The organism is Xanthomonas sp. NCPPB 3174, from assembly GCF_056725205.1.
In genome coordinates this window covers 4,298,922-4,323,738 of sequence record NZ_CM161517.1, presented here as the reverse complement: position 1 = coordinate 4,323,738, position 24,817 = coordinate 4,298,922, and the positions used below count along the sequence as shown (strand labels likewise).

General features: G+C 70.5%; 23 protein-coding genes and 1 riboswitch. Of the genes, 13 read left to right on the top strand and 10 right to left on the bottom strand.

Annotated features, from left to right (window positions below; genetic code table 11):
• Positions 1 to 7 precede the first annotated feature (7 nt).
• Complete coding sequence (locus tag AC1PK7_RS18575; RefSeq protein ID WP_481099086.1) at positions 8 to 415, bottom strand: CopL family metal-binding regulatory protein; 408 nt, start codon at positions 413 to 415, stop codon at positions 8 to 10.
• 116 nt (positions 416 to 531) lie between these two features.
• Between AC1PK7_RS18575 and AC1PK7_RS18570 the strand changes: the two genes are divergently transcribed.
• From AC1PK7_RS18570 to AC1PK7_RS18545, 6 genes are all read left to right on the top strand, one after another.
• On the top strand, positions 532 to 972 hold the full coding sequence (locus tag AC1PK7_RS18570) for a heavy metal-responsive transcriptional regulator (protein WP_371183042.1): 441 nt from the start codon (positions 532 to 534) through the stop codon (positions 970 to 972).
• Entirely contained in the window at positions 969 to 3,407 is a 2,439-nt protein-coding gene (locus AC1PK7_RS18565) for a heavy metal translocating P-type ATPase (RefSeq protein ID WP_481099085.1), read from the top strand. The genes AC1PK7_RS18570 and AC1PK7_RS18565 overlap by 4 nt, the downstream gene beginning before the upstream one ends.
• 34 nt (positions 3,408 to 3,441) lie before the next feature.
• Positions 3,442 to 3,654, top strand: a complete 213-nt coding sequence (locus AC1PK7_RS18560; protein WP_209032516.1) for a heavy-metal-associated domain-containing protein — start codon at positions 3,442 to 3,444, stop codon at positions 3,652 to 3,654.
• Between the two features lie 120 nt (positions 3,655 to 3,774).
• Positions 3,775 to 4,878 carry a PLP-dependent cysteine synthase family protein gene (locus AC1PK7_RS18555; protein ID WP_420008005.1) on the top strand — a complete coding sequence of 368 codons (1,104 nt, stop codon included), beginning with the start codon at positions 3,775 to 3,777 and terminating at the stop codon, positions 4,876 to 4,878.
• A 61-nt stretch (positions 4,879 to 4,939) separates the two neighbouring features.
• Positions 4,940 to 6,964, top strand: coding sequence for a M3 family metallopeptidase (locus AC1PK7_RS18550; protein ID WP_481099084.1), 2,025 nt, complete (start codon positions 4,940 to 4,942; stop codon positions 6,962 to 6,964).
• A 334-nt stretch (positions 6,965 to 7,298) separates the two neighbouring features.
• The gene (locus tag AC1PK7_RS18545; RefSeq protein ID WP_481099083.1) at positions 7,299 to 8,159 is read left to right on the top strand and encodes an SH3 domain-containing protein; all 861 of its coding nucleotides are present in this window, start codon (positions 7,299 to 7,301) and stop codon (positions 8,157 to 8,159) included.
• 46 nt (positions 8,160 to 8,205) lie between these two features.
• Here the strand turns inward: AC1PK7_RS18545 and fabB are convergent, their stop codons facing one another.
• The gene (fabB, locus tag AC1PK7_RS18540; RefSeq protein WP_481099082.1) at positions 8,206 to 9,414 is read right to left on the bottom strand and encodes a beta-ketoacyl-ACP synthase I; all 1,209 of its coding nucleotides are present in this window, start codon (positions 9,412 to 9,414) and stop codon (positions 8,206 to 8,208) included.
• Positions 9,414 to 9,929 (bottom strand): 3-hydroxyacyl-[acyl-carrier-protein] dehydratase FabA, encoded by a 516-nt coding sequence (gene fabA, locus AC1PK7_RS18535; RefSeq protein ID WP_010343820.1) that lies wholly within the window; start codon positions 9,927 to 9,929, stop codon positions 9,414 to 9,416. Before fabA ends, fabB begins: the two co-directional genes overlap by 1 nt.
• Positions 9,930 to 10,138: 209 nt before the next feature.
• Here fabA and dinB point away from each other — a divergent pair, with 209 nt between their 5' ends.
• Both dinB and gph read left to right on the top strand, forming a co-directional pair.
• On the top strand, positions 10,139 to 11,200 hold the full coding sequence (gene dinB / locus AC1PK7_RS18530) for a DNA polymerase IV (RefSeq protein WP_481099081.1): 1,062 nt from the start codon (positions 10,139 to 10,141) through the stop codon (positions 11,198 to 11,200).
• 308 nt (positions 11,201 to 11,508) lie between these two features.
• Positions 11,509 to 12,162 (top strand): phosphoglycolate phosphatase, encoded by a 654-nt coding sequence (gph, locus tag AC1PK7_RS18525; protein ID WP_481100934.1) that lies wholly within the window; start codon positions 11,509 to 11,511, stop codon positions 12,160 to 12,162.
• 484 nt (positions 12,163 to 12,646) lie between these two features.
• On the opposite strand, the gene btuB is transcribed toward gph, so the two are convergent.
• The 3 genes from btuB to AC1PK7_RS18510 all read right to left on the bottom strand — a co-directional run bounded on the left by btuB (position 12,647) and on the right by AC1PK7_RS18510 (position 15,783).
• Positions 12,647 to 14,518, bottom strand: coding sequence for a TonB-dependent vitamin B12 receptor (gene btuB, locus AC1PK7_RS18520; protein ID WP_481099080.1), 1,872 nt, complete (start codon positions 14,516 to 14,518; stop codon positions 12,647 to 12,649).
• A gap of 114 nt (positions 14,519 to 14,632) precedes the next feature.
• Positions 14,633 to 14,850: riboswitch (cobalamin riboswitch) on the bottom strand.
• Positions 14,851 to 14,875: 25 nt separating this feature from the next.
• The gene (locus AC1PK7_RS18515) at positions 14,876 to 15,304 is read right to left on the bottom strand and encodes a TfoX/Sxy family protein (RefSeq protein ID WP_481099079.1); all 429 of its coding nucleotides are present in this window, start codon (positions 15,302 to 15,304) and stop codon (positions 14,876 to 14,878) included.
• Positions 15,301 to 15,783: a GAF domain-containing protein gene (locus AC1PK7_RS18510; RefSeq protein ID WP_420007996.1), complete on the bottom strand. Its 483-nt coding sequence runs from the start codon at positions 15,781 to 15,783 to the stop codon at positions 15,301 to 15,303. The genes AC1PK7_RS18515 and AC1PK7_RS18510 overlap by 4 nt, the downstream gene beginning before the upstream one ends.
• A 120-nt stretch (positions 15,784 to 15,903) precedes the next feature.
• Between AC1PK7_RS18510 and bioD the strand changes: the two genes are divergently transcribed.
• Positions 15,904 to 16,593 (top strand): dethiobiotin synthase, encoded by a 690-nt coding sequence (bioD, locus tag AC1PK7_RS18505; RefSeq protein WP_481099078.1) that lies wholly within the window; start codon positions 15,904 to 15,906, stop codon positions 16,591 to 16,593.
• Positions 16,594 to 16,858: 265 nt separating this feature from the next.
• On the opposite strand, the gene AC1PK7_RS18500 is transcribed toward bioD, so the two are convergent.
• The 3 genes from AC1PK7_RS18500 to AC1PK7_RS18490 all read right to left on the bottom strand — a co-directional run bounded on the left by AC1PK7_RS18500 (position 16,859) and on the right by AC1PK7_RS18490 (position 19,420).
• Positions 16,859 to 17,236, bottom strand: a complete 378-nt coding sequence (locus AC1PK7_RS18500) for a phasin family protein (RefSeq protein WP_010343827.1) — start codon at positions 17,234 to 17,236, stop codon at positions 16,859 to 16,861.
• Positions 17,237 to 17,514: 278 nt separating this feature from the next.
• Positions 17,515 to 17,874, bottom strand: a complete 360-nt coding sequence (gene queD / locus AC1PK7_RS18495) for a 6-carboxytetrahydropterin synthase QueD (protein WP_019796881.1) — start codon at positions 17,872 to 17,874, stop codon at positions 17,515 to 17,517.
• 175 nt (positions 17,875 to 18,049) lie between these two features.
• Positions 18,050 to 19,420, bottom strand: coding sequence for a DEAD/DEAH box helicase (locus AC1PK7_RS18490; RefSeq protein WP_481099077.1), 1,371 nt, complete (start codon positions 19,418 to 19,420; stop codon positions 18,050 to 18,052).
• A gap of 345 nt (positions 19,421 to 19,765) precedes the next feature.
• On the opposite strand from AC1PK7_RS18490, the gene AC1PK7_RS18485 reads away from it, so the two are divergent.
• On the top strand, positions 19,766 to 20,755 hold the full coding sequence (locus AC1PK7_RS18485; protein WP_481099076.1) for a fumarylacetoacetate hydrolase family protein: 990 nt from the start codon (positions 19,766 to 19,768) through the stop codon (positions 20,753 to 20,755).
• Between the two features lie 89 nt (positions 20,756 to 20,844).
• Positions 20,845 to 21,501, top strand: coding sequence for a maleylacetoacetate isomerase (gene maiA, locus AC1PK7_RS18480; protein ID WP_481099075.1), 657 nt, complete (start codon positions 20,845 to 20,847; stop codon positions 21,499 to 21,501).
• Between the two features lie 456 nt (positions 21,502 to 21,957).
• Here maiA and AC1PK7_RS18475 read toward each other — a convergent pair whose 3' ends face one another.
• Entirely contained in the window at positions 21,958 to 23,097 is a 1,140-nt protein-coding gene (locus AC1PK7_RS18475; RefSeq protein ID WP_209247609.1) for a PilT/PilU family type 4a pilus ATPase, read from the bottom strand.
• Between the two features lie 99 nt (positions 23,098 to 23,196).
• On the opposite strand from AC1PK7_RS18475, the gene AC1PK7_RS18470 reads away from it, so the two are divergent.
• Positions 23,197 to 23,589 carry a DUF4398 domain-containing protein gene (locus AC1PK7_RS18470; RefSeq protein WP_010340230.1) on the top strand — a complete coding sequence of 131 codons (393 nt, stop codon included), beginning with the start codon at positions 23,197 to 23,199 and terminating at the stop codon, positions 23,587 to 23,589.
• A 17-nt stretch (positions 23,590 to 23,606) separates the two neighbouring features.
• Positions 23,607 to 24,479 carry an OmpA family protein gene (locus AC1PK7_RS18465; protein WP_371183539.1) on the top strand — a complete coding sequence of 291 codons (873 nt, stop codon included), beginning with the start codon at positions 23,607 to 23,609 and terminating at the stop codon, positions 24,477 to 24,479.
• Positions 24,480 to 24,817 lie beyond the last annotated feature (338 nt).

The following is a 24,817-nucleotide window of genomic DNA, read 5'->3' as shown; positions in this document are numbered from 1 at the left end:
CGCGCGCTCAGGCGCTGGGAGGGCGCTCCAGCCGCGGCAGGCCGGGCGCGCCGTGCGCGGCCTGGGGAGCGGCGGCAATAAGGGTGCGAGGCAAGCGTGGCAGCGCCAGCGGCATCGCCAGCAAGGCCGGCAGCGGTTGCGCGTGCGGGCATTGGCAGCCGGCCATGCCGCCGCAGCCGCCGTGTTTGCCGGCATGGTCGTGGCAATGCTCACCGTGGTCGGCCGGCGGCGGTGGCGGCGCGTCGTGGCAGGGCATCGCCGCATGCGCCGGCGCCGTGCTGGCGACGGTGGCAGTCGTGCCGTGCATCGAGGTGCCGTGTGCCGGCGTGCCGGGCATCGCCATGGCGGCCGCGGTGCCGTTGAGCAGCAGGCTCAGGCACAGCAGCAGGCGCAGCAGGACGGCGGAAGTCGGCACAGGCGGCAGCGTGGCGTCGGGAACGGAAGAGGATACCGAAGCCGGCGCGCGCGGCAAGCGACCGCCACGCGGCAAGGCTTGACTCTGGACCCGGGTCCAGGGAGTAGGGTGTGCGCATGCGATCCGATCCCGCCACCGCCCGCTTCACCATCGGCGCGCTCGCCCGCCAGGCCGACGTCGCCATCGACACCGTGCGCTACTACGAACGCCAGGGCCTGCTGCCGCCCGCCCCGCGCCGTGCCTCCGGCTACCGCGAGTACGACGTCGCGGCGGTGCAGCGGGTGCGCTTCATCCGCCGCGCCAAGGAACTAGGCTTTTCGCTGGAGGAGATCGGCGAGTTGCTGGCGTTGCAGGACGATCGCGTGCATGGCGTGGAGGGCATCAAGCAGCGCGCCAGCGCGCGCCTGCAGGCGCTGGATCGGCGCATCGCCGAACTGACCGAGATGCGCGACACCCTGGCGGCCCTGGTCGAGGAGTGCCCCGGCCAAGGCGCGCCGGACGCCTGCCCGATTTTGGGCGACATCCGCGGCGATGCCGCTGACGAGCCGTCGCGATGAGCGCGGACCGGGCCACCGCGTCGCTGACGCTGCCGGTGCAGGGCATGACCTGCGCCGCCTGCGCGGCGGGCGTGGAAAAAGCGCTCACGCGTCTGCCCGGCGTGGCGGCGCAGGCCAGCTACGCCGGCGCGCGCGTGCAGGTGGACTACGACCCGCAGCAGGTGGAGCTGCCGACGCTGCTGCAGCGCATCCAGCAGGCCGGCTATTCGGTGCCGACCCAGACTGTGACCCTGGAACTCAGCGGTCTGCACTGTGCGTCCTGCCTGGCGTCCATCGATGCGGTGCTGGCGAAGACCCCGGGCGTGCTCGCCGGCCACGCCAACCTGGCCTCGGCCGAGGCGCGGGTGGAGATCGTGCCTGGTGCGGTCGCGCCCGCGGACCTGGTCGCGCGGATCGCCCGCGCCGGATTCGGCGCGCGCGTCGTCGAGGCCATGGACCCGGCGCAGCTGGCCGAGCGCGAGCGCAGCGAACGGCGCGCCTGGCGACGCGAGCTGGGCCTGTTCGCCGCGGCGGTGCTGCTGACGCTGCCGTTCTGGGGGCAGATGCTCGGCATGCTGGATGGCGACGCCCTGCGCGGCGCGCACGTCGAACCGCTGCCGCGCTGGCTGCAGCTGTTGCTGGCGACGCCGGTGCAGTGCTGGATCGGCGCGCGCTTCTATCGCGCCGGCTACCGCGCACTGCGCAACGGCAGCGCCAACATGGACGTGCTGGTCGCGCTGGGCACCGGCATGGCCTATCTGTACAGCGCCGTGGTCACCGTGGCCGGCCTGCACGGCCAGCACGTGTACTTCGAGGCCAGCACCAGCGTCATCACCCTGGTGCTGCTTGGGCGCCTGCTCGAGGCCCGCGCCAAGCGCCGCACCACCGCGGCGGTGCGCGCGCTGCTCGACCTGGCGCCGACCACCGCGCGGGTCGAGCGCGATGGCGCCATCGTGGAGGTGGACGCGGCGGAACTGGCGGTCGGCGACGTGTTCGTGGTCGCCGCCGGCGAGCGCGTGCCGGTGGACGGCGAGGTGCTCGAGGGCCACTCCAGCGTGGACGAGGCGATGCTCTCCGGCGAGGCCATGCCGGTGGCCAAGGCGCCGGGCAGCCGCCTGCATGCGGCCACGGTCAACCAGCTCGGCCTGCTGCGCGCACGCGCCACCGGGGTCGGCGCGGACACCCTGCTGGCGCAGATCGTGCGCATGGTCGATGCCGCGCAAGGCTCGCGCGCGCCGATTCAGCGCCTGGTCGACCGTATCGCCGCGGTGTTCGTGCCGGCGGTGCTGGCCATCGCCGCGGTCACCCTGGGCGCGACCTGGGCGCTGGGCGGCAGCTTCGCCGAGGCGCTGGTGCACGCGGTGGCGGTGCTGGTGATCGCCTGTCCGTGCGCGCTGGGCCTGGCCACGCCGACCGCGATCATGGTCGGCACCGGTGTCGGCGCGCGCGCCGGCATCCTGATCCGCGACGCCGAGGTGCTGGAACGCGCCCGCGCGCTGACCGCGCTGGTGGTCGACAAGACCGGCACGCTGACCCTGGGCCAGCCGCAGGTGACGGCGGTGCTGGTCGCCGACGCGGCCGAGACCGCGCCGCTGCTGCGCCTGGCCGCGGCGCTCGAGACCGGGTCGGCGCATCCGCTGGCGCGCGCCATCGTGCAACGCGCCGCCGAGTTGGGGGTGCGCGCGGCCGTGCCGGCGCCATTGGCCGAGGCGGTGCAGACGCTGCCGGGGCAGGGCGTGCGCGGCCGCGTCGACGGGCGCGAGGTGGCACTGGGCGCGCTGGCATGGCTCGACGGGCTGGTCGCAGCGCCGGCCGACCCGGCGCTGCGCCGCCAGGCCGAGGCGGCGCAGGCGCAGGGCCACAGCGTGGTCGGGGTGGCGGTGGACGGCGCGGTGACCGGCTACATCGCCATCGCCGATCCGCTGCGCGAGGATGCCGCCGAGGCGGTGGCGTTGCTGCAGGCGCGCGGGATCGCGGTGACCATGCTCAGCGGCGACAACCGCCACGCGGCGCAGGCGGTGGCCGTGCGGCTCGGCATCAAGCAGGTGCAGGCCGAGGTGCTGCCGCAGGACAAGGCCGAGCACGTGCGCCGGCTGCAGGCCGTGCCGGGCGCACACGTGGGCATGGTCGGCGACGGCATCAACGATGCCCCGGCGCTGGCCGCGGCCGACGTCAGCTTCGCCATCGGCAGCGGCTCGGACATCGCCATCGAGGCGGCCGACGTGGTGCTGATGCACGGCGACCTGGCCGGCGTCGCCGCCGCCATCGACCTGTCCGCGGCGACCGTGCGCAAGATCCGCCAGAACCTGTTCTTTGCCTTCGTCTTCAACGGCCTGGGCATCCCGCTGGCCGCGTTCGGCCTGCTCAATCCGGTGATCGCCGGCGCGGCGATGGCGCTGAGTTCGGTCTCGGTGCTGGGCAATGCCTTGCTGCTGAACCGCTGGCGCCCGCAATGAGTGCGGATTCGACTTCTTGACCCTGGAGCCTGACATGCACCATCTCGATCTTCTGGTCCACGGCATGACCTGCGGCGGCTGCAGCGCGCGGCTGCAGCGGGTGCTGGACGCCTGCCCGGGCGTGACCGCCAGCACGGTGGTGCTGGAAGGCGGGCGCGTCGGCATCGACTACGACCCGGCGCGCATCGACGTGGCCGCGCTGGAGCAGGCGATCGCCGACGCCGGCTTCAGCGTGGTCGCCGGCTGAGCGCCGCCCCGGCGCCGCGTCTTTCAGGGTGAACGCGGCCGTGGCGGCCGCTGCCGCGCATGGCCCGGGCGCGTGGCCGGGCGTGTATCGTGGGCGCGGTTTCTCCGCTCCCGCACCGCCATGACCCATCGCGCTTGGGTGGCCGCCGCCATCCAGAAGATCGAAGCCGACTTCAACCGCTCGGCCGATACCCACCTGATCCCGTTGGACCTGCCCGGTTTCCCCGGCATCGACCTGTACTTCAAGGACGAGTCCAGCCATCCCACCGGCAGCCTCAAGCACCGCCTGGCACGTTCGCTGTTCCTGTACGCGCTGGCCAATGGCTGGCTGCGCGAGGGGCGCCCGGTGATCGAGGCTTCCAGCGGCTCCACCGCGGTGTCCGAGGCGTATTTCGCGCGCCTGCTGGGGCTGCCGTTCATCGCCGTGATCCCGGCCACCACCTCGCCGGAGAAGATCGCCGCGATCGAGTTCCAGGGCGGGCGCTGCCACCTGGTCGGGCGCGCCTGCGACCTGCACGCCGATTCGGTGCAACTGGCGCGCGAGACCGGCGGCCACTTCATGGACCAGTTCCTGTACGCCGAGCGCGCCACCGACTGGCGCGCCAACAACAACATCGCCGAGTCGATCTTCCGGCAGATGCAGGAGGAGCCGCATCCGATCCCGGCGTGGATCGTGTGCAGCCCCGGCACCGGCGGCACCGCGGCCACGCTCGGCCGCTACGTGCGCTACCGGCGCCATCCCACCCGCATCCTGTGCGCGGATCCGGAAGTGTCGCTGTTCTTCGACGGTTACCGCGAGGCGCTGGCCGGGCGCGACTATGCCGGCCTGGAAAGCACCGGCGGCTCGCGCATCGAAGGCATCGGCCGGCCGCGGGTGGAGCCGAGCTTCATCCCCAGCTGCGTCGATGCGATGGTCAAGGTGCCCGACGCGCTGAGCCTGGCGGCGATGCGCTACGTCAGCGCGCGCCTGGGCCGGCGCGTGGGCGGCTCCACCGGCACCAACTTCGTCGGCGTGCTGCAGGCGGCCACGCGCATGCGCGCGCAAGGCCGCAGCGGCGCCATCGTCACCATCCTGTGCGACAGCGGCGAGCGTTACGTGCACAGCTACTACCGGCCGCAGTGGTACGCCGAGCAGGGCATCGACGTGGAGCAGGCCGATGCGCAGCTGGCCGCGGCGGTGGCCGGTGCTGGCCTGCCGCCGCTGCCTTGTGCCGCGCTGGACTGACCGCCATCTGTCGTTCATGGCCGGCCGCGCCGGTCCTTCCTCCGCTACCGAGAGTTCCGCGATGACCAATCCACTGCTCGATTTTTCCGGCCTGCCGCGCTTCGACGCGATCCAGCCCGAGCACATCGGCCCGGCGATCGACACGCTGCTGGCGCAGGCCGAGGCCGCCGTGGCCGCCGCCGAGACGGTGGCGCCGGTGCGCTGGGACAGCTTCGTGGCGCCGCTGGACGATGCCACCGAGCGCCTGTGGCGGGCCTGGGGCCAGGTGAGCCACCTGCAGGCGGTGGTCAACACGCCGGCGCTGCGCGAGGCCTACAACGCCAACCTGCCCAAGGTGACGCGCTTCTCCAGCGCGCTGGGGCAGAACCTGGCGCTGTTCGCGCAGTACCGCACGCTGGCGCAATCGCCGGAGGCGGCCACGCTGACGCCGGCGCAGCGCAAGGTGCTGGACAACGCGCTGCGCGATTTCCGCCTGGGCGGCGCCGAACTGGGCGAGGCCGACAAGCAGCGCTTCGCCGCGATCCAGGAAGAGCTGTCGGCGCTGTCGGCCAAGTTCTCGCAGAACGTGCTCGACGCCACCGACGCGTGGTCGCTGCTGATCGACGACCCGGCGCGCCTGGCCGGCCTGCCCGAGGACAGCATCGCCGCTGCGCGTGCGGCGGCCGAACGCGACGGCCAGGAAGGCTGGAAGCTGACCCTGCAGATGCCCTGCTACCTGCCGGTGCAGATGTACGCCGAAGACCGCGCCCTGCGCGAGACGCTGTACCGCGCCAACGCGATCCGCGCCTCGGAGTTCGGCGATGCGGCGCTGGACAACAGCGCGGCGATCGGCCGCATCCTCGCCCTGCGTCACGAACTGGCGGCCCTGCTCGGCTTCGCCAGCTACGCCGAGTATTCGCTGGCGACGAAGATGGCGCAGGATCCGGCACAGGTGCTGGAGTTCCTGCACGACCTGGCCGCACGCGCCAAGCCCTACGCGCAGCGCGATCGCGCCGAGTTGGAGCAGTTCGCGCGCGAGCACCTGGGCCTGGACACGCTGGAAGCCTGGGATCTGGCCTACGTCAGCGAAAAACTGAAGCAGGCGCGCTACAGCTTCTCCGAGCAGGAGGTGAAGCGCTACTTCACCGAGCCCAAGGTGCTGGACGGCCTGTTTGGGCTGATCCACGACCTGTACGGCTTGCGCGTGGAGGCCGACAGCGCGCCAGTGTGGCATCCGGACGTGCGCTTCTTCCGCCTCAGCGACGGGCAGGGGCGCCTGGTCGGGCAGTTCTATCTGGACCTGTACGCGCGCGAAGGCAAGCGCGGCGGCGCCTGGATGGACGACTGCCGCAACCGCCGCGAACGCGCCGACGGCGTGCAGACCCCGCTGGTGTACCTGGTGTGCAACTTCGGCCGCGGCAGCGACGGCAAGCCGGCCACCTTCACCCACAACGAGGTCACCACCCTGTTCCACGAGATGGGCCATGGATTGCACCAATTGCTGACCCAAGTCGGCGAACTGGGCGTGGCCGGCATCAACGGCGTGGAATGGGACGCGGTGGAACTGCCCAGCCAGTTCATGGAGAACTTCTGCTGGGAATGGCCGCGCCTGCAGGCGATGACCGCGCACGTGGACAGCGGCGAGCCGCTGCCGCGCGCGCTGTTCGACAAGATGCTGGCGGCGAAGAACTACCAGAGCGGCATGTTCACCGTGCGCCAACTCGAGTTCGCGCTGTTCGACATGCAGTTGCACCACAGCTTCGATGCGCAGTCCGACAGCGTGCTGCAGTTGCTTGAGCGCGTGCGCGACGCCGTGGCGGTGAACCGTCCGCCGGCCTGGAATCGCTTCCCGCACCAGTTCAACCACATCTTCGCCGGCGGCTATGCGGCCGGCTACTACAGCTACAAGTGGGCCGAGGTGCTCAGCGCCGACGCGTATGCCGCATTCGAGGAAGCGCCGGATCAGTTGGCGGACACTGGCGCGCGCTTTCTGCGCGAGATCCTCTCGCGCGGCGGCAGCCGCCCGGCGCTGGAGAACTTCACCGCCTTCCGCGGCCGTGCGCCGGAGCTGGAAGCGCTGCTGCGGCACAGCGGCATGGCGGGATAAGCGGGGATTTGTGATTCGGGATTGGGGATGTGATTTTTCGCGAGTGCAAGGCATTTCCAGCGCTTCTGGCTTTGTTGTAGGAGCGGCTTCAGCCGCGACGGAGCATTACCGGTAACGCCCGTCGCGGCCGATCCCACAAAAGGGGACAAGAGCCGCTCCCGCAGAAAATCGCTTGCCAATGCGTTGGCTCCGCCCAGCACGCTACCGCCCCCAATCCCCAATCCCCAATCCCCAATCCCGGCTCCTCCGTGCTAGAACAGGACGCCGCGGCACGGCGATCTTCGCCGCCGTGATCGCGGCGCAGGAAACCGCCGCACCGCACAAGGAGGGCCGCATGAAGCGAGCAGGGTGGTGGACGCCGTTGCTGTTGAGCATGGCCGCGCCGGCGCTGGCGCTGGCGCAGGACGGCAGTGGCACCGTGCGCATCGGCGCCAGCCTGCGTGCCGGCCCGGCGCCGGAGTATCCGCGGGTGGCCATGCCGGTCACCGACGACGCGCTGCGGGTGCATGGCTGCACCCGCGACTGGGCCTGGTGCGATGTCAGTTGGCGCGAAAAACGCGGCTGGCTGCCGGCCGGCGCGATCGATTTCAGTGCACAGGAACAGGGCATCGCACCCGGCGTGCCCACCGTCGGCTTTGCGCTGGATCGCTATTGGGACACGCACTATCGCGGTCAGCCGTGGGCGCGTGAACGCGCGCGCTATCGGCCGCTGGAAAGCGCAACGGCCGCGGCCGGCCCGGCGCAGATTCCGGCCCCGTTGCAGCGGCAGTTGGCGCCGCAATGGCGGGCGCCGCCACCAGCGGCGTCTGCCTCCGAGGCCGTGAGCGCCACGCCGGCATGGACGCCGCCCGGCGAGCGGATGCATCGGATCCCGCCGCCGGACGCGCTCAATCCCCGCTACAACAAGGAATTGGCGAAGGAGTTGCAACGCCAGGACAGCGACCGCCGCCAGCGCGAATCGATGGGACTGCAGCCGGTGTCGCCCCCTGCGTCCGCGCCGTCGGCATCGCCGGCGTGGCCGCCGTCGCCGGCGACGATCCAGTGGGTCGAGCGGCATCCGCCGAAGCCGAGTTCGCCGCCACCTCCACCGCCACCACCTCCGCCGCCGCCTCCGCCTTCAGCGCCACCGGCCAAGCCGGAAGCGCACAAGGACGACGACACCGGGCGTCGCGACGTCAGGCAGCTGGAGCGTTGAGGCGCGGCACGCTGCCGGTGCCGGCAGCGTGCGCGCGTAGCCCCGCTCAGGGCTTGGCGAACACCAGCGCGGCGTTGGTGCCGCCGAAGCCGAAGCTGTTGGACATCACCGTGCGCAAGTCCGCATCGCGGCTTTCGCGCACGATCGGGAAGCCCTCGGCGCGCGGATCCAGCGTGTCGATGTTGGCCGAGCCGGCGATGAAGCCGTCGCGCAGCATCAGCAGGCAGTAGATCGCCTCGTGCACGCTGGCCGCGCCCAGCGAATGCCCGGACAGCGCCTTGGTCGAGGACAGCGGCGGCACCGCATCGCCGAACACCGCGCGCACCGCATCCAGCTCGGTGACATCGCCCAGCGGCGTCGAGGTGCCGTGGGTGTTGAGATAGTCGATCGGCGCGTCCACGCCCTGCAGCGCCATGCGCATGCAGCGCACCGCACCTTCGCCGGACGGGGCGACCATGTCGGCGCCGTCGGAGGTCACGCCGTAGCCGACCAGTTCGGCATGGATGCGCGCGCCGCGCGCCACCGCATGGTCGTAGTCCTCCAGCACCAGCATGCCGCCGCCGCCGGCGATGACGAAGCCGTCGCGCGCGGCGTCGTAGGGCCGCGAGGCCACCGCCGGCGTGTCGTTGAAGCCGGTGGACAGCGCGCCCATGGCGTCGAACATCAGGCTCATGGTCCAGTCCAGCTCTTCGCCGCCACCGGCGAACATCACGTCCTGCTGACCATGGCGGATCAGGTCCGCCGCTGCGCCGATGCAGTGCGCCGAGGTCGCGCAGGCGGCCGACAGCGAGTAGCTCACGCCCTTGATCTTGAACGCGGTGGCCAGGCTGGCCGAGACCGCCGAACACATCGTGCGCGGCACCATGTACGGGCCGACCTTGCGCACGCCGCGGTTGCGCAGCAGGTCCGCCGCTTCCACCTGCCAGTGGCTGGAGCCGCCGCCGGAGCCGGCGATCAGGCCGATCCGCGGGTCGCTGATCGCCGCCTCGTCCAGGCCGGCATCGGCCAGCGCATCGCGCAGCGCCAGGTAGGCGTAGGCCGAGGCATCGCCCATGAAGCGCTTGAGCTTGCGGTCGATCGCCGCGTCCAGGTCCAGTTGCACATCGCCGCCGACCTGGCTGCGCAGGCCGGCTTCCACCGCCTGCGGGTTGTGGCGGATGCCGGACTGACCTTCGCGCAATGCGCGCGCCACGCTGTCCAGATCGTTGCCCAGGCACGACGTGATGCCCATTCCGGTAATGACCACGCGCCGCATCAGAACGCCTCCGTCGACGTGAACAGGCCCACGCGCATGTCCTTGGCGGTATAGATCTCGCGCCCATCCACCGACATGCGGCCATCGGCCACCGCCATGACCAGCTTGCGGTTGATCACCCGGCTGATGTCGATCTCGTACACCACCTGCTTGGCGCTCGGCAGCACCTGCCCGGTGAACTTCACTTCGCCCACGCCCAGCGCACGCCCGCGGCCGGGCGCGCCCAGCCAGGTCAGGAAGAAGCCGGTCAGCTGCCACATCGCATCCAGGCCCAGGCAGCCGGGCATCACCGGATCGCCGATGAAATGGCAGCCGAAGAACCACAGGTCCGGGCGGATATCCAGCTCGGCGCGGATCACGCCCTTGCCGTGCGCGCCGCCGGTCTCGTCGATGGCGACGATGCGGTCGAACATCAGCATCGGATCGTTGGGCAGGCGCCCGGCGTTGGCGCCGAACAACTCGCCGCGTGCGCTGGCGAGCAATTGCTCGCGCGAATAGGAAGACAGACGACTCATGAACGGAACATTCCCAGGCCAGACAGTCGAGGCGCGCAAGAGTGCATGAGCCTTGCGCGTTCAATCAAACGTTTTATCCGTACGCACGCGTAGTGTCGGCAGCGGCGACGGCGCGCACACTGCGCCGGATCAAGGCGCGCATTCTCAGTCCGTGCGCAGTGCCAGGCTTATCATGCGCACACCGTTCGCAGGCGTAGGGTAGGGGGTCGATGCGCAAGATCATTCACGTCGACATGGATGCGTTCTACGCGTCCGTGGAGCAGCGTGACGATCCCGCGCTGCGCGGCAAGCCGGTGGTGGTGGCCTGGCGCGGCATGCGCTCGGTGGTGTGCGCCGCCTCCTACGAGGCGCGGGTGTTCGGCGTGCGCTCGGCGATGCCGGCGCTGCGCGCCGAGCGGCTGTGCCCGGACGCGATCTTCGTGCCGCCGGATTTCGCCCGCTACAAGGCGGTGTCGCGGCAGGTGCGCGAGATCTTCCAGCGTCACACCGACCTGATCGAGCCGCTGTCGCTGGACGAGGCCTACCTGGACGTCACCGAGCCAAAGGGCGAATTGCGCACCGCCACCGAGATCGCCCAGACCATCCGTGCGCAGATCCGCGCCGAAACCGAACTGACCGCCTCGGCCGGGATCGCGCCGAACAAGTTCCTGGCCAAGATCGCCTCGGACTGGCGCAAGCCCGATGGCCAGTTCGTGATCCGCCCGCATCGCGTGGAAGCCTTCCTGACCCCGTTGCCGGTGAACAAAGTGCCCGGCGTGGGCAAGGTGATGGAGGGCAAGCTGGCGGAACTGGGCATCGCCACCGTCGGCGACCTGCGCGCGCGCAGCGAGGCCGAACTGGAAGCGCGCTTCGGCAGCTTCGGCCTGCGCCTGTATCAACGCGCGCGCGGCATCGACGAACGCCCGGTGGAGTCGGACCAGCCGGTGCAGTCGATCTCCTCCGAGGACACCTTCGCCGAAGACCTGGCGCTGGACGCGCTGGAGCCGGCGATCCGGCAACTGGCGGAGAAGACCTGGAACGCCACCCGCCGCACCGAGCGCATCGCGCGCACGGTGGTGCTGAAGCTGAAGACCGCGCAGTTCCGCATCCTCACCCGCAGCTTTACTCCCGAGCAGCCGCCGGAGTCGCTGCAGACCTTGATCGACATCGCCCTGGCGCTGCGCGCGCGCGTGGACCTGCCGGCGTCCACCCGCTACCGCCTGGTCGGCGTGGGCCTGTCCGGCTTTCACGAACCCACACCCGCACAGGCGCAGGGGCGCTTGTTCGGTTGAGGTGGTCACGCGCGGAGGCTGTAAGCATGTTCTGCCTCGTACGTGGATTGAAGCGGGTTGTCGTCGTTGAGGATGCCAAGTTGGCAGCCGCATCCTCGCCGTGCGTGGATTAAACGCCAGGGGATACGCGAGCGAACCGGGAACGTGGCCTTTGCCCATCCCGTGTCGGGACTGAAGTCCCTCCCACATGTGCGTGCAAGGATTGGAGCACGGACTTCATCGTCTGGCCATGCTGATCGGCCTTGTCGCGACCGCATACCGGCCGTGCGCCACCTACAATGCACACTTCTTCCCTGTCCTGGCACGACATGACGTTTCCGTATGCAGTGGTGGTGTTCGACCTCGACGGCACCCTGGTCGACAGCGGCGCCGACATCGCCGAGGCGCTGAACCGCACCCTGGTCGACTTCGGCCTGCCGCGGGTGCCGGAGGCGACCGTGCTCGGCTGGATCGGCGAGGGCGTGCGCAAGCTGGTCGAGGCCGCCTGGCGGCATGCCGGGGATACCACGCCGATCGATGCGGTGATGCCGACCTTCATGCGCCACTACGCCGAGTGCCTGTTGCGCAGTCCGCGGCTGTATCCGGGGGCGGCGGACGCGCTGACGCACCTGCACGCGGAAGGCGTGACGCTGGCGCTGTGCACCAACAAGCCGGCGGCGATGGTGCCACCGCTGCTGCAGCATCTGGGCGTGGCCGAGCTGTTTTCCGCGGTCCTGGGCGGCGACAGCCTGCCCGAGCGCAAGCCCAGCCCGGTGCCGTTGCTGCACCTGGCGCAGCAGTTCGCGCAGCCGCCGGCGCGCTGTCTGATGGTCGGCGATTCGGGGACCGACCTGCAGGCCGGGCACGCCGCCGGCATGCCGGTGGCGCTGGTGCGCTACGGCTATCCGCGCGACCTGGATCTGGCCACGGCCGACGTGGTGCTGCTGATGGACGATCTGCGCGAGCTGCTGCAGCTGCGTTGATACGACTGCGGCAAGCACCGAGGACTAGCGCAACGATCGGGATGCGCTTGTAGGAGCGGCTTCAGCCGCGACGGGCGTTCCCGAGAAAGCCCGTCGCGGCTGAAGCCGCGCCTGCAGCGCATGACGCAGGACGCCCCTCTCCCCCCGGGAGAGGGGTTGGGGTGAGGGGCCGGGCGCGTAGCGCGCATCGCACTGTCAGGTGGTGCCGCGATGCATGAGCACGAGGGCGGCTGTTTGCGTTCGGCAGCCAGCGGCCCTTATCGCGAGCGACCAATTGCGCGATGCGTCGCGCATGCCTGCTTTGCGAATGCGCGCATCTACATGCGGTGTGGTCGCACATGCCGCCTTTCGTAGGAGCTGCTTCAGCCGCGACGGGCTTCCCGGAAAGCCCATCGCGGCTGAAGCCGCTCCTACAAAAAAGACGCGTGTTGTGGCCGCGCCGTTGCCCCGCGCCACGCCGGCTGGCGCAGCGCGGGGCGCCGGCTCAGCGCGCCGCTGGCGCGTAACGCAGGGTCAGCGCGTATTCGCGGCCCGGCTGGTTGTACCAGTTCACCGTCTGGTAGTCGCGATCGAACACGTTGCTGGCCTTGGCCTGCAGTGTCCAGTCCGGGGTGAAGGCGTATTCCGCGCGCAGGTCGACGGTGCCGTAGCCGGCCAGGCGCACGCGGTTGGCCGCGTCGTCGAAGCGGTGGCCGCTGCCGAACACGGTGACGCCGAGCTTGACCGGGCCGATGCCGCGGTCCACGTCCAGGCGCGCGGTGTTCTGCGCGCGGCGCGCCAGCCAGTTGTCGCGGTTGTCGCCGTCGCTGCGGTTGCGCGGATCGGTGTGGCTCAGCTGCGCCGACAGTTCCCAGCCGGCCAGCAGCGCATAGCCGGTCAGTTCGGCGCCGCGGATGCGTGCCTCGTCCACGTTGACCGGCAGGAAGCTGACCGCGTCGTAGGAGATCAGGTCCTTGACCCGGGTCTCGTAGGCGTTGAAGGTCCAGTTCCAGCTGTCGGCGTACTGCGCAATGCCGAGGTTGCCGCTCTTGGAGCGTTCCGGCTTCAACGCCGGATTGCCGGCGAACGGGTAGTACAGGTCGTTGAAGGTCGGCGCCTTGAAGCCGGTGCCGACGCTGGCGGTGAGCTTGAGGCCATGCGCCAGCGACAGGCCCCAGCCGAGGCTGCCGGTGGTGTGCTCGCCGAACTGTTCGTTGTCGTCGCTGCGCACGCTGGCCTGCACCTGCTGCGCGCCGAAGCGGCCCTGGTACTCGGCGAACACGCCGGTGTTGTCGCGGCTGTCGACGTCGAAGGCGGTGGTGCTGGTGACGTGCTCGCGCTGCCAGTCGCTGCCGACGCTGAGCAGGTGGCCTTCGGCCAGGGTGATGTCGCCCTGCAGCGCGGCGGTGTCGCGGCGGCTGTCGAAGGTGCTGACGAAGCTGCGCGTGCGCGCGCCCGGCGCACGGTAGTAGCTGTCGGCGTCGTCGACGTTGCGGCCCAGTTGCGCGGCCAGGTGCAGGCGATCGGAGGGCGTCCAGTCGAGCTTGCCGCTGAACACCTGCTGGGTGTTGTCGGCCTCGTTGCCGGCGAACAGCGGATCGCCGTCGTACTCGTTGCGGCTGTCGATGTTAAGCGCCTGGCCTTCGACGCGCAGCGTGTCGGTCAGCGCGTAGCCGCCGCGCGCGCTCAGCGAGACGTTGCGGTAGCCGTCGCGGTCGGGCTGGTCGACGAAGCAGCCGGCGAACAGCGTGGCCGAGCCGTTGCAGGCATTGATGCCGTCGGTCTTCTGGTAGCCGCCCTGCACGGCCAGCCAGCCGCGCTCGCCGCGGTTGCTGAAGCCGGCGCCGGCCTCGCGCAGGCCATGGTTGCCGCCGCCCAGGCTCAGGTTCTGCTGGAAGCCCTGGCCGCCGCGGCGGGTGAAGATCTGGATGACGCCGCCGATCGCGTCGGAGCCGTACAGGCTCGACCGCGGCCCGCGCACGATCTCGATGCGCTCGATCTGGCTCAGCGGCAGGTCCTGGAACGCGGCCAGGCCGGCGCTGGCCGAGCCGATGCGCACGCCGTCCACCAGCACCAGCACGTGGTCCGATTCGCTGCCGCGCAGGTTCAGCGTGGTCAGCTTGCCCAGGCCGCCCTGGTTGGAGACGCCGATGCCGGCGCGGCCCTGCAGCAACTGCGCCAGCGACGTGGCCTGGCTGCGCTCGATCTCGGCGCGGTCGATGACCTGCGCCGGCACCACGCTGTCCTCCACGGAAATCTGGGTGCGGGTGGCGGTGACCAGGACCTGGTCGAGGTCGGTGGCGGCATCGGCGGCGTGGGCCAGCGCGGGCAGGGACAGGGCGGACGCGATCGCGACCGAAAGCAGGCGGGACGACATGGGTGGCAACTCCGGCGCGCGGCTGCGCGCTGTGACGGCAAGGGAGCCGCGAACGGAAGGTGCAAGCGGACGGCGCCGGACACGGCGCGGCACGCCGCGACGCCCTCCGCATCGCAACCAGTGAACTGCAAGGCCGGTCTCCGGGCTGGCGATCAGGGAGGCGGACCTCCCGGCTGCGACGCCTTCCCATGCCCAGGGCACAGTGGCGCAGGTCGTCAGCGCGGATCGCTTACCGTTGCGGGGGCAGCGCCGGCCTTGTCGCAAGACGCACCGGCTTCCCGTTTCAACCCGCTGGCCGGAGCCGGCGGGTCACCTTGAAGCGGCGCGATTGTACGCGATCGCCGCTGCCCGCGCGGCTCAGTCGGCGTGGGCGCCGTGGCCGTCGTCGTCGCCGTGGCGGTCGCCCACCGGCGTGTCGTGCGTGTCCTGCGCGTAGGCGCCGTCGGCGTCATCGTCGCCGTGCGTGTCGTCGCGGTCGAAGTGGGTGGTCGCCACCGGCCCGGCGACCGGCAGGCCGCGCTGCGCCGGCAGCGCCGCCGTCGCGGTTTCCAGGTCGCCCAGCAACTGCGCGCGCCGCGCCTCGGACAGTTCCTGCCAGTGGCAGCCGCTGAGCGCGCCTTCCAGCGAGTACAGCAGGTTGAGGCTGGGCTTGAAGCCGGCGCGCTTGACCTTGACGAAGGCGCCGACCGCACCGGCCGCCTCCAGGTCCTGCTGCGTGCGCACGCCGACCTGGCGCAGCCACGCCGCGCTCTTGGGGCCGATGTTGCGCAGCTTGGTGGTGCTCATCGCAGGCTGTCGACGAAGACCTGGGCGATCGCTTCCAGGCCGCGCTGATCGTCGGCGTCGAACCGGGCCAGGTCGGGGCTGTCCAGGTCGAACACGCCGACCAGCGCGCCGTCGCGCAGCAGCGGCACCACCAGTTCCGAACGCGAGGCCGCATCGCAGGCGATGTGCCCGGGAAACGCCTCCACGTCGTCGATGCGCTGGGTCTGGCCGCTGCTGGCGGCCGCACCGCACACGCCCTTGTGCAGCGGAATGCGCACGCAGGCCGGCAGGCCCTGGAACGGCCCGACCACCAGTTCCTTGCCGTCGTAGAGGTAGAAACCCACCCAGTTCAGCCGCGGCAGCGCGTGGTACACCAGCGCCGCCAGATTGGCGGCATTGGCGATGCGGTCGGGCTCCCCGGCGACCAGGGCGCGGGCCTGGTCGAGCAACTGGGCGTACTGTTCCGGCTTGCTGCCGGTGAGCGAGGACGAGGCGAACATCGCGCGAGTCTAGCAGCGCGCTGCGTCCGCCGGCACCGCGGCGGCTGACGCGCGCGGCGGGCCCGGCTATCCTGCGCGCCGCCGCGCGTCCCGCCGGCCAACCGACAGGGTTTCGTTCGCATGGCTGTTCCCGCCTTCTACGTCACCGGCACCGATACCGGCATCGGCAAGACCATCGCCAGCACTGCGCTGCTGCATGCCCTGCGCGCGCGCGGCCAGCGCGCGGTGGGCATGAAGCCGGTGGCCAGCGGCTGCACGCGCGAGGCCGAGGGCTGGCGCAATGAGGACGCACTGGCCCTGCAGGAGGCCAGCACGCCACGCCCGCGCTATGACGATCTCAATCCGTACGCGCTGCCGCTGCCGCTGGCGCCGGAACTGGCCGCCGCCGATGCCGGCGTGCAGATGGAGCTGGCGCCGATCGCGGCCGCGTTCGACCGCCTGCGCGCGCAGGCCGACGTGGTGGTGGTGGAAGGCGTGGGTGGCTGGGCGGCGCCGCTGTCGGCGACGCTGGACCAGGCCGATCTGGCGCGGGCGCTGCGGCTGCCGGTGGTGCTGGTGGTCGGCCTGCGCCTGGGCTGCCTCAACCACGCCCGGCTCAGCGCCGCGGCGATCGCCGCCGACGGCCTGCAGTGCATTGGCTGGATCGGCAACGAGATCGACCCGGCGATGGAGCGCATCGACGACAACATGGCGATGCTGCGCGCGCGCCTGCCGATGCCGTGCTGGGGGCGGTTGCCGTACCGGCCGCAACCGCAGGCCGAGCAGTTGGCAGCGCAGTTGCAGCCGTGGGCGGGCATGTCGCCGGGCTGATCGACACCGGGCGGGTTGTGTTGGAGGGACTTCAGTCCCGACGGCCCCAACCAATGAAGCGCCAGTGCTGCAGCCCCAAAAGGAAATCAGGGATGCCGAAGCGCAAGGGATCAACCAATCCCGAATCCCCAATCCCAAATCCCACCCACAAAAAAAGGCCCGGTAGAGGGAGGGATCTACCGGGCCTGGGGGTTGCACGGGGGGAGGGACCCATGCAGACCGAGGGTGCGTCGGGCGGCGGACCGCAGCGACGTCGAATCGGGTGTTACTTCGCGGCGGGCTTGGCCTTGGGCGCGGCCTGTTCGGTCGCCGCCTCGAACTGGTGCTTGGCGAGCTGGCCGATGGCCTCGGAGGTCTTCAGGCCCAGGCCGAACACTTCCTGGTTGGCCGTGGCCAGCCGCTCGAAGTTGTCGCGGGCGATCTGCAGGCCCTTCGGCCACAGCGCCTGCACGGTGCCCAGGTCGCGCGCCTCGGTCAGTTCGCCGAGGAAGCCGGTGGTGGCCGACACGTTCTTCTCGAAGGTCTTCAACTGCACGCCGAACACGCTCTCGGCGCTCTCCAGCGCCAGGCGGTTGGCACGCGCCGCGGCAGCGGCGAACTGCTGGGTGTAGCTGCTGAACTGGTCGTTGAATTGAGCGGACATCATGCAACTCCGTTGGAATGCCGACTGCTGTTGCGGTGCAACATACGCCCATTCTGCTGCGATGCAACAAAATTTTCTGAAGTCGCTCAGGATTCGTTCAAACTGCTTTTCTGATCAATGGCTTGACGCAATTCTGCCGGCGCTTGCCGATCGCCTCCGCGCCTCCGGCGGACGCCAACTGCGCGCGACAAGGAACAGGCGGGCCGGCACGCAGGCCCTCGGTCGTCGCGCCGCCGCCCTTACGATTCCCGAATCCCCATTCCCATTCCCGGCCTTCTTCAACCCGGCCCGCGATACCGGCACCCAGACGTGCAGGTCTCGTGCACCACCACCTCGCTCAGCAGCGGCAGCGCCGGCTTGAGTCGCTCCCAGATCCACACCGCCAGGCGTTCGCTGGTCGGGTTGTCCAGCCCGTCGATGTCGTTGAGGTAGTGGTGGTCGAGTTGGTCGTAGAGCGGGCGGAACGCCGCCTTGATATCGCCGAAATCCATGACCCAGCCGCTCTCGGCGCCGGGTTCGCCGCTGACGTGCAGCTCGATGCGGAACGAATGCCCGTGCAGGCGCGCGCACTTGTGGCCGGGCGGCACGTTGGGCAGGCGGTGCGCGGCTTCGAGGGTGAAGACTTTGAAGATATCCATGGGCGGCATTGTACGGTCAGGGGTGGAGCGGCAAGGCGCGGTGCCGGGTGCAGGCAGCGACCATGGCGTTGTGCTGAGTTAGCAGGCGACAGGCGTGCGAGGCCGGGTGGGTGGACAAAAAAAGCCGCCCCGAAGGGCGGCCTGGGTGTGTGCTACGCGCGCGGCCGCGGATGGCTCAGCGCGGCGCGGCAGGACGGTTGCCGCCGTTGCCGTGGCGGCGACCCTGGCCCTGACGGCGCGCGCCGTCGGCGTGGTTGCCGCCGGGCTTCTTGCTGCCGGCGTGCGCATGCGCGTGCGCCGGTGCATCGCCGTGGCCGCGGCGAGCGTGGCTGCCGCGGCGCGGCGGACGCTGGCCGCCGGGCCGCTCGTCCGGCGGATTGTTGTTGCCCCAGCGGATCGGCGTGACCGGCTCGAAACCGGGCACGTCGCGGATGTCCATGTCGCGCTTGAGCAGGCGTGCGATCGCGCGCAGCAGCTTGGCCTCGTCCTGCGCCACCAGCGACACCGCCTCGCCCTGCGCGCCGTTGCGGCCGGTACGGCCGATACGGTGCACGTAGTCCTCGGCGACCATCGGCAGGTCGTAGTTGATGACCTTGGGCAACTGGTCGATGTCGATGCCGCGCGCGGCGATGTCGGTGGCCACCAGTACGGTGATGCGGCCGGCCTTGAAGTCGCCGAGCGCGCGCAGGCGCTGGCCCTGGCTCTTGTTGCCGTGGATCGCCGCGGCCTTGATCCCGGACTTGTCCAGGAACGTGGTCAGCTTGTCGGCGCCATGCTTGGTGCGGGCGAACACCAGGGTCTGCTTGCGCGAGTCGGCGGCCAGCAGGTGCAGCAGCAGTTCGCGCTTGCGCGCGCCGTCCACCGGATGCACGCGGTGGGCGATGGTGTCGGCCACGGTGTTGCTCGGGGTCGCCTGGATTTCCTGCGGGTCGCGCATGAACTCGCGGGCCAGCTGCTTGATGCCTTCCTCGAAGGTGGCCGAGAACAGCAGGGTCTGGCGGTTCTGCCGCGGCAGCTTGGCGAGGATGCGCTTGATCGACGGCAGGAAGCCCATGTCGAGCATGCGGTCGGCCTCGTCCAGCACCAGGATCTCGATGCCGGACAGGTCCACGCTGCGGCGCTCGAGGTGGTCGAGCAGGCGGCCCGGGCAGGCGATCAGCAGGTCCACGCCACGGCGCAGCGCGTCGAGCTGGTTGCCCATGCCCACGCCGCCGTAGATGGTGGCGCTGGGGATGCGCAGGTACTTGCTGTAGCCGCGCAGGCTGTCGTGGACCTGGGTGGCCAGTTCGCGGGTCGGGGTCAGCACCAGGGCGCGCGGCTTGCGCGGGCCGGCGCCCACGGTCTGCGGCGAGGTGCCCAGGTGCTGCAGCAGCGGCAGGCCGAACGCGGCGGTCTTGCCGGTGCCGGTCTGCGCACCGGCCATCAGGTCATGGCCTTCCAGGGCGACGGGAATGGCCTGCGCCTGGATCGGGGTGGGGGTTTCGTAGCCCTGCTCGGCCAGCGCGCGCAGCAGGAAGGGCGCAAGGCCCAGGGATTCGAACGACATGAGAATGCTCCGGATAACGCGCCGACGCCGGGACGGACCCGGCGCGCAGGCGCAAGTAGGTGAGGCTCGGAGCGTTCCCGTGAACCGCGCTGCGAGAGGGTGGATCAACCCGCAGCGCGAGGCTGGGGTTCGTCGGCACCACGAAAGGCGTCGGGCGGGGCGGGCGAGTCGGATCGTTGCGATCCTGGCCTCGCCGGCGGTCCCTGAGGGAAACGGACGGCCGCATGCAGACCGGGGCAGTGTACCTGAATTGGCGCGCTGCACAAAATGCGGGTCCGTTTCAGTTGAAACCAAGCCGCCGTCTGGCCGTACAATCGCCCGCTCAGCCCCCAGCACTGGACGGACATGAAGCTAGGTTCCCTGAAGGAAGGCGGTCGCGACGGCACCCTGATCGTCGTGTCCCGTGATCTGACCCGCGCAGTGCGCGCCACCGGCATCGCGCCGACCCTGCAGCGCGCGCTGGAGGACTGGAGCAACCTCGCCCCGCGCCTGAACGCCCTGTCCGAGTCGCTCAACGACGGCAGCGCCGACGGCCAGTTCGACCTGGACATGGCGGCGCTGGCCGCGCCGCTGCCGCGCGCCTACGAGTTCCTCGATGGCAGCGCCTATCTGCCGCACGTGGAGCGCGTGCGCCGCGCGCGCGGCGCCGAGGTGCCGGAGAGCTTCTACACCGACCCGCTGATGTACCAGGCGGTCAGCGCCGGCTTCTGCGGCCCGCGCGATGCGGTCAAGGTGGTCAGCGAGGACTACGGCATCGACCTGGAGGCCGAGATCGTGGTGGTCACCGACGACGTGCCGATGGCGGTGACGCCGGCGCAGGCCGCCGCGCACATCCAGCTCATCGGCCTGGTCAACGACGTGTCGCTGCGCAACCTGATCCCGCCGGAACTGGCCAAGGGCTTCGGCTTCGTGCAGTCCAAGCCGCGTTCGGCGCTGTCGCCGGTGTTCGTCACTCCCGACGAACTGGGCGAGGCCTGGCAGGGCAACAAGGTGCACCTGCCGCTGCTGACCCACATCAACGGCGCCTGGTTCGGCGCGCCGGAAGCCGGCGAGGACATGCAGTTCGATTTCGCGCAGCTGGTCGCGCACGCGGCCAAGACCCGGCCGCTGGCGGCGGGCGCGGTGATCGGTTCGGGCACCATCGCCAACCAGGACACCGCGCGCGGCGCCTCCTGCTTCGCCGAGCAGCGCACCGTCGAAACCCTGCGCGACGGCAAGCCGAGCACGCCGTACATGTCCTTCGGCGACGTGGTGCGGATCGAAATGCTGGACCGTGACGGAGTGAGCATCTTCGGCGCGATCGAGCAGCGCATCGAGCAGGCGCCGCTGCCCTGACCCGGCCGGCGGCGGTGCCGGGGCGACCGGCGGCGCCGCAGCCCAGGTGTCCACCGGTATCGTTGTCGATTGCGCAGACGGAGGCGGGCATGGACGAGGCACTGCAGCTCTACACCTACTGGCGCTCCAGCGCCGCGTATCGGGTGCGCATCGGGCTGGAGTTGAAGGGGCTGTCCTACCAGTCGCTGCCGGTGCACCTGGTGCGCGACGGCGGGCAGCAGCACTCGCCGGAGTATGCGCGGCTGAACCCGCAGGAACTGGTGCCGACCCTGTGCCACGACGGCCAGCCGATCCGCCAGTCGCTGGCGATCCTGGAGTACCTGGACGAGCGCTGGCCGGAGCCGCCGCTGCTGCCGGACGCGCCGATCGACCGCGCCCGCGTGCGCGGCCTGGCGCAACTGATCGCCTGCGACATCCACCCGCTCAACAACCTGCGCGTGGCGCAGTTCTTCGAGAGCGCCTGGAACGTGCCGCAACCCGAGCGCGAGGAGTGGATGCGGCACTGGATGCAGGTCGGCTTCGACGCGCTGGAGCAGTTGCTGGCCGAGTCGCCGGATACCGGCAGTTTCTGCCACGGCGAGCAGCCGGGCCTGGCCGATTGCTGCCTGGTGCCGCAGCTGTACAACGCGCGCCGCTTCGGCGTGGACCTGCAGGTGTATCCGACCCTGGAGCGAATCGAGCGCGCCTGCCTGGCCCTGCCGGCGTTCGACGCGGCACGCCCGGAACACCAGCCGGACGCGCAGTGAAATTCGCCGTGTCGTAGGAGCGGCTTCAGCCGCGACCGATGTACCGGTGATGCCCGATCGGCGAAGTTGCCGCCATGCCTGCCGCCCCGCGGCGACCGCCACTGGATCCCCGGTCCGCCGTTGCCGCCGTCGCTGCGGGACCAGCGCGACTGGCGTCTGCGAACGCCCGGTCGCGGCTGAAGCCGCTCCTACGAGGTCGCTTCCACAGGCGCTTGCGGCAAACTCGCTGGGTGCACTGTGGGAGGGACTTCAGTCCCGACGCGCAGCAGCCTGGACGTGGTGTTTGCCCCCGGCAAGGGCGGCACCGCGGCAACCGCCGACGGACTCTCCGGTCAGCCGTTGCCGCCGTCGCTGCGGGACCGGCGCGACCAGGCATCTGCGAACGCCCGGTCGCGGCTGAAGCCGCTCCTACGCGCCTATTCCTGCATAGGCGCCGCATTGCGTGCGGCGATGCGCTCAGACGAAGCCGTGGGTGATGCGCGGCGCGGCGCTGGGGCCGCTGTCGTAGTCGGCGTAGGGGTCGTGTTCGCCGCTGCCGCCTTCGGACAGGCGGAACTTCAGCGCCAGGCCGTCGCGCGAGTCGGCCGCGCGCAGCGCTTCCTCCTGCTCGATCTGGCCCTGCTTGACCATGCGGAACAGGCACTGGTCGAAGGTCTCCATGCCGTCCTCCAGCGACTCCTCCATCGCCTGCTTGATCTCGTGGACCTGGCCGCGGCGCAGCAGGTCGCGGATCATCGGGGTGTTCAGCAGCACTTCCGAGGCCGGCCGGCGGCGGCCGGTGTTGTCCTTGACCAGGCGCTGCGAGATCACCGCGCGCAGGTTCAGCGACAGGTTCATCAGCACGTTCTTGTGCGCGCTCTCGGGGAAGAAGTTGAGGATGCGCTCGATGGTCTGGTCGGCATTGTTGGAGTGCAGGGTGGCCAGGCACAGGTGCCCGGTCTCGGCGAAGGCGATGGCCGCCTCCATGGTCTCCGCGTCCAGGATCTCGCCGATCAGGATCACGTCCGGCGCCTCGCGCATCGCGTTCTTCAGCGCGTTGTGGAAGGCGTGGGTGTCCAGGCCGACCTCGCGCTGGTTGACGATGGACAGCTTGTGCTTGTGCAGGTACTCGATCGGGTCCTCGATGGTGAGGATGTGCCCGGTGGTGGTGCTGTTGCGGTAGTCGATCATCGATGCCAGCGAGGTGGACTTGCCCGAGCCGGTCGAACCGACCACCAGGACCAGCCCGCGCGGGGTCATGATCACGTCCTTGAGCACCTGCGGCAGGTGCAGTTCCTCGATGCTGGGGATCTTGCTGCGGATCGCGCGGATCACCATGCCGACCTCGCCGCGCTGCTTGAACACGTTGACGCGGAAGCGCCCGGCGTCCTGCAGGGCGATGGCCATGTTCAATTCCAGCTCCCGCTCGAACTGCGGCACCTGGCCCTCGTCCATCAACGAATAGGCGATCTTCTTGACCATGCCCGGCGGCAGGCCGGTGGCGCCGAGCGGGTACAGCTTGCCTTCGATCTTGATATAGACCGGTGCTCCTGTGGTCAGGAACATGTCCGAGGCGTTCTTTTCGGTCATCAGCTTCAGGAAATAGCCGATATCCATGCGCAATGGTTCCCCAACAATCCGCAATCGCCCGTTGCAAGCGCGCCACAGGCTTCCGACAATGGCCGTGATCGACGTCTCCGTCCACGGCCCCCCTAGATGAAAACTAGCTTCGCACACTTCCGTTGTCAGCAGTATGTGATGGCCTGCGCATTGGCGTTGTTCGCCGCGCCGGCCGCGTTCGCCCAGGTGGCCTCGCCGGAGTTGTTGGCCGCGCAGCAGGCGGTGCAGCGTGCGATCCAGGCCGATGCCGACCAGTACGCGCCGGACCTGCTGGCCAGCGCCCGCCAGGGCCTGGAGCAGGCGCAGCAGGCCGAACTCGACCGCCGCCAGCGCAAGACCGCGCCGCAGCTGGCGCTGCGCGTGGCCGCCGATGCCGACCTGGCGCGCGCGCGCAGCGAGGAGGCGGTGGCCAATGCGCAACTGAAGCAACGCCAGGCCGAGGTGGCCCAGCTGCAACAGACCCTGGGCACCGGGGAGGGCCGTCCATGAGCCGCGCTCTGCACGGAATGCGCCGCCTGGCCCTGCTGGCGTTGCTGCTGGCGCCGCTGGGTGCGATGGCCGCCGACGACCCGGAACTGGCTGTACTCAACCAGCGCCTGGTGGCACTGCAGGCCGATCCGCTGAACGCCGATGTCGCCGCCTACGAACGCCTGCAGGCGCAGCAGGCGGTGGCCAACTTCGCCAACGCCAAGCGCAAGGAGCGCGACGAGGCGCGCTACCTGGCCGAGCGCCGGGTCGAGATCGCCGAGACCATGGCCCGCGCCGAAATCGCCCGGCGCCAGGTCGACCAGTTGGAAAAGACCCGCAGCGACCTGTTGATCGAGGCCAGCCGCCGCGAGGCCGCGCGGGCCCGTCAGGAAGCCGAGCGCCTGCGCGTGCAGGCGCAGATCCAGGCCGAGGAGGCCGAGAACCTGCGCCAGGCCGCCGAGGCCGAGCAGGCGGCGCGCGCGGACGCCGATGCGGCCCTGGCCAGCGTGGCCGGACAGCAGACCGCCAAGCTCAGCGCCGCGCAGCAGAAGGCGGCCAAGCTGGCGCGCGAGGAGGCCGAACTGGTCGCCGGCACCAAGCTGCCGGCCTCGCGCTTCGAGACCCGCGGGGAGGTCTTCACCTTCTCCGGCGCGGCTTTCGGCGCCGGCAAGGCGGCGCTCTCGGGCGACGCCACGAACCAGGCCAAGGCCCTGTCGCAATACCTGCAGATCAGCAAGGGCAAGGTGCGGATCGAGGCCTACGACACCGACGCCGGCGTGGCCCAGAAGCGCGCCGACGCCTTGCGCGCGGCGCTGGTCAGCGGCGGCGTGCCCGCCAACCGGATGCAGGCGGTCGGCAAGAAGGGGGCGTCGACCAAGGCCCGTTCGGCCGAAGTTGTGATCGCGCCCTAAGTGCGTCGTGCCCTGCGCCCGGGCGTTTAACGGGGTTTTTCCCTGGGCCTGAGCGCCGAGCAACTGAATGCGGCAAAGCGGGCCTGCTTCTCTTGTCCGCGACGGTAGGGAGGCGTAGGGTCGGTAGTCCAGGCGGCACTCCCGCCGCCTGGTGCCAACGGAGGAGTTCGAGCCGATGACGCAGTGGCGCGCACCGCAATCCGACGTCGCAGGAACCGCGGTTCCAGCTGTTCCAGGCGTTGTGGCGGTGCAGCCGGCGGCTCGCGCGCTTCCGCTCCCAGGCAACGCCCCGTGCCGCAGCGGCCGGGGCGTTCTTGTTTCCAGCTGAAGGAGGCTAT

Excerpts from the sequence above, each read along its gene's own strand:
- AC1PK7_RS18565 (WP_481099085.1), top strand. The coding sequence starts at position 969 with ATGAGCGCGGACCGGGCCACCGCGTCGCTGACGCTGCCGGTGCAGGGC.
- AC1PK7_RS18515 (WP_481099079.1), bottom strand. The coding sequence starts at position 15,304 with ATGAGCACCACCAAGCTGCGCAACATCGGCCCCAAGAGCGCGGCGTGG.
- AC1PK7_RS18490 (WP_481099077.1), bottom strand. The coding sequence starts at position 19,420 with ATGTCGTTCGAATCCCTGGGCCTTGCGCCCTTCCTGCTGCGCGCGCTG.
- AC1PK7_RS18570 (WP_371183042.1), top strand. The coding sequence starts at position 532 with ATGCGATCCGATCCCGCCACCGCCCGCTTCACCATCGGCGCGCTCGCC.
- maiA (WP_481099075.1), top strand. The coding sequence starts at position 20,845 with ATGGACGAGGCACTGCAGCTCTACACCTACTGGCGCTCCAGCGCCGCG.
- AC1PK7_RS18510 (WP_420007996.1), bottom strand. The coding sequence starts at position 15,783 with ATGTTCGCCTCGTCCTCGCTCACCGGCAGCAAGCCGGAACAGTACGCC.
- AC1PK7_RS18560 (WP_209032516.1), top strand. The coding sequence starts at position 3,442 with ATGCACCATCTCGATCTTCTGGTCCACGGCATGACCTGCGGCGGCTGC.
- fabB (WP_481099082.1), bottom strand. The coding sequence starts at position 9,414 with ATGCGGCGCGTGGTCATTACCGGAATGGGCATCACGTCGTGCCTGGGC.
- dinB (WP_481099081.1), top strand. The coding sequence starts at position 10,139 with ATGCGCAAGATCATTCACGTCGACATGGATGCGTTCTACGCGTCCGTG.
- bioD (WP_481099078.1), top strand. The coding sequence starts at position 15,904 with ATGGCTGTTCCCGCCTTCTACGTCACCGGCACCGATACCGGCATCGGC.
- btuB (WP_481099080.1), bottom strand. The coding sequence starts at position 14,518 with ATGTCGTCCCGCCTGCTTTCGGTCGCGATCGCGTCCGCCCTGTCCCTG.
- gph (WP_481100934.1), top strand. The coding sequence starts at position 11,509 with ATGACGTTTCCGTATGCAGTGGTGGTGTTCGACCTCGACGGCACCCTG.
- AC1PK7_RS18485 (WP_481099076.1), top strand. The coding sequence starts at position 19,766 with ATGAAGCTAGGTTCCCTGAAGGAAGGCGGTCGCGACGGCACCCTGATC.
- AC1PK7_RS18550 (WP_481099084.1), top strand. The coding sequence starts at position 4,940 with ATGACCAATCCACTGCTCGATTTTTCCGGCCTGCCGCGCTTCGACGCG.
- AC1PK7_RS18475 (WP_209247609.1), bottom strand. The coding sequence starts at position 23,097 with ATGGATATCGGCTATTTCCTGAAGCTGATGACCGAAAAGAACGCCTCG.
- fabA (WP_010343820.1), bottom strand. The coding sequence starts at position 9,929 with ATGAGTCGTCTGTCTTCCTATTCGCGCGAGCAATTGCTCGCCAGCGCA.
- AC1PK7_RS18465 (WP_371183539.1), top strand. The coding sequence starts at position 23,607 with ATGCGCCGCCTGGCCCTGCTGGCGTTGCTGCTGGCGCCGCTGGGTGCG.
- queD (WP_019796881.1), bottom strand. The coding sequence starts at position 17,874 with ATGGATATCTTCAAAGTCTTCACCCTCGAAGCCGCGCACCGCCTGCCC.
- AC1PK7_RS18500 (WP_010343827.1), bottom strand. The coding sequence starts at position 17,236 with ATGTCCGCTCAATTCAACGACCAGTTCAGCAGCTACACCCAGCAGTTC.
- AC1PK7_RS18555 (WP_420008005.1), top strand. The coding sequence starts at position 3,775 with ATGACCCATCGCGCTTGGGTGGCCGCCGCCATCCAGAAGATCGAAGCC.
- AC1PK7_RS18545 (WP_481099083.1), top strand. The coding sequence starts at position 7,299 with ATGAAGCGAGCAGGGTGGTGGACGCCGTTGCTGTTGAGCATGGCCGCG.
- AC1PK7_RS18470 (WP_010340230.1), top strand. The coding sequence starts at position 23,197 with ATGAAAACTAGCTTCGCACACTTCCGTTGTCAGCAGTATGTGATGGCC.